Origin of the sequence: Kineococcus glutinatus (assembly GCF_039542765.1) — a bacterium.
In the GTDB taxonomy this organism is placed as follows: domain Bacteria; phylum Actinomycetota; class Actinomycetes; order Actinomycetales; family Kineococcaceae; genus Kineococcus_A; species Kineococcus_A glutinatus.
In genome coordinates this window covers 1-2,012 of the sequence record NZ_BAABIL010000377.1, presented here as the reverse complement: position 1 = coordinate 2,012, position 2,012 = coordinate 1, and the positions used below count along the sequence as shown (strand labels likewise).

Sequence of the window (2,012 nt, the reverse complement as noted above, 5' to 3'; positions counted from 1 at the left end):
CCCCGCCGCCGGCCCCCGCGGCCCCGATCGCCGTCCCCGTCGTCGAGGCCGCCCGCGCCGCGCGCGCCGCCCGCCCGCCCGTGCAGCGCACCCACGTCGTCGCCCCCGGCGACACGCTGTACCGGATCGCCGTGACCAACGGCGTCGGTGGCGGCTGGCGCGCGCTGCACGCCGCCAACGCCGCGACCATCGGCCCCGACCCGGCCGCCATCCGCGTCGGCCAGGTGCTCGTCCTCCCCTGATCCCCGCACGCGCAGGCCGCACGTCCCGCCGACTCGGGGTCGGGGCGTGCGGCCGCCGCGCCGGGAGCGGACCTCAGGGCGCCCCGCCCGCCCGGGGCAGCTGGCCGAACACGTGGCGGCGGACCCAGGCGTGCATCACCACCGCGGCCGCCGCCCCCACGTTGATCGAGCGCGTCGAGCCGAACTGCGCGATGGCCAGCACGGCACCGCAGGCCTCCAGCGCCGCCGGCGACAGGCCCGGGCCCTCCTGCCCGAAGAGCAGCACCACCTCCCGCGGCAGGTCGTACGTCTCCAGCGGCACCGACCCCGGCACGTTGTCCACCCCCACCAGCGGCAGCCCCCGCGCCGCGGCCCACGAGGCCAGGGCGGCGACGTCCGCGTGGTGGGACACGTGCAGGTAGCGGTCGGTGACCATCGCCCCGCGGCGGTTCCAGCGCCGCTGCCCCACCACGTGCACCCCCGCGGCGTTCACCGCGTTGGCGGTGCGCACCACCGAGCCGATGTTCGCGTCGTGCTGCCAGTTCTCCACCGCGACGTGCAGCGGGTGCCGCTCGGCGTCCAGCGCCGCGACGATGGCCGCGTTCGACCAGTAGCGGAACCGGTCCTCCACGTTGCGCCGGTCACCGGCCGCCAGCAGCTCCGGGTCCAGCCGCGCGTCGTCCGGCCAGGCGGGCGGGCCCCCGGGCCAGGGCCCGACCCCGACGACCCGCTCCCCCGCCCCGGCGGGGTCCCCACCCGCCCCGCCGGGGTCCTGCCCACCCGCTCCGCCGGGGTCCTGCCCACCCGCTCCGCCGGGGTCCTGCGCGGACGTCACGCCGGCCGCGACCAGGCCGCGCGCAGGCCCAGGGTCCGGCCCGTCTGCAGCAGCGAGTTCTCGTACAGCCGCCGCGCCACCGCCACCAGCAGCAGCGCCGTCACCGCGATCAGCGCCAGCGCCGCGAACGGCTCCCACGCCGCCGCGTCCCCCGCGAGCACCCGCCGGGGCATCACGATCGGCGAGGACAGCGGCAGGTACGACAGCACGGTCTGCACCGTGCCCGCCTCCCGCACGAACACCGCCGCGAAGAACGGGACCATCACGAGGAACTGCACCGGCGTCGCCGTGGACTGCAGGTCCTCCAGGCGGCTGGCCATCGCACCCGCCGCCGCCCACAGGCACGACAGCATCGCGAAGCCGAACACGAAGAACACCAGGAACCACACCGCCGCCGACGGCAGGCTCGGCAGGTCGTCCAGCACGTCCCCGCCGAGCGCCGCCCCCAGCAGGCCGACGGCCACCAGCAGCACCATCTGCCCCAGGGCCAGCAGCCCGTTGCCCACGATCTTGCCGACCAGCAGCTGCCGGACGGGCACCGCCGTCACGAGCAGCTCGATGACGCGCGTCTGCTTCTCCTGCACGACGCTCTGCGCGATCGAGTAGCCGAAGATCACCACCACCTGGAAGAAGAGGATCGCGAAGGCGAACCCCAGCAGCAGCACCGTCGTGGGGTCCACGGCGTCGGCGTCCAGCAGCCGGGTCGCCGGCGCCGGCGTGGCCAGCAGGGCCGCCGCCTCCGCCCGCGGCACCCCGGCGGCCTCGAACCCGGCGAGCACCTGCTCCCCCTGCACCCGCCGGGCCACCGCCGCGGTCAGGTCCTCGGCCACGGTCGTGTCACCCACCAGCTCCACCGCCGCCCCACCACCGGCCGCGGGCAGCAGCGCGGCGTCCACCGAGCCGTCCCGCACCGCCGCCTCCGCCGCGGCGGCGTCGGCCTCCTCGCGCACCCGCAG

3 protein-coding genes are annotated in these 2,012 nt (G+C 77.4%); 1 reads left to right on the top strand and 2 read right to left on the bottom strand.

Going from position 1 to position 2,012, the window contains the following annotated elements; all coding sequences use genetic code 11:
* The coding region (locus ABEB16_RS14010) for a LysM peptidoglycan-binding domain-containing protein (protein ID WP_345712857.1) at nt 1–242 on the top strand (242 nt) is incomplete at its 5' end.
* A gap of 73 nt (nt 243–315) precedes the next feature.
* Here ABEB16_RS14010 and ABEB16_RS14005 read toward each other — a convergent pair.
* Together ABEB16_RS14005 and ABEB16_RS14000 are read right to left on the bottom strand one after the other, a co-directional pair.
* A complete protein-coding gene (locus ABEB16_RS14005) occupies nt 316–1,056 on the bottom strand; it encodes a TrmH family RNA methyltransferase (protein ID WP_345712856.1) in 741 nt (246 codons plus the stop codon).
* Nucleotides 1,053–2,012 (bottom strand): ABC transporter permease (locus ABEB16_RS14000; RefSeq protein ID WP_345712855.1); only part of this gene is annotated, 960 nt, incomplete at its 5' end. The genes ABEB16_RS14000 and ABEB16_RS14005, both read right to left, overlap by 4 nt.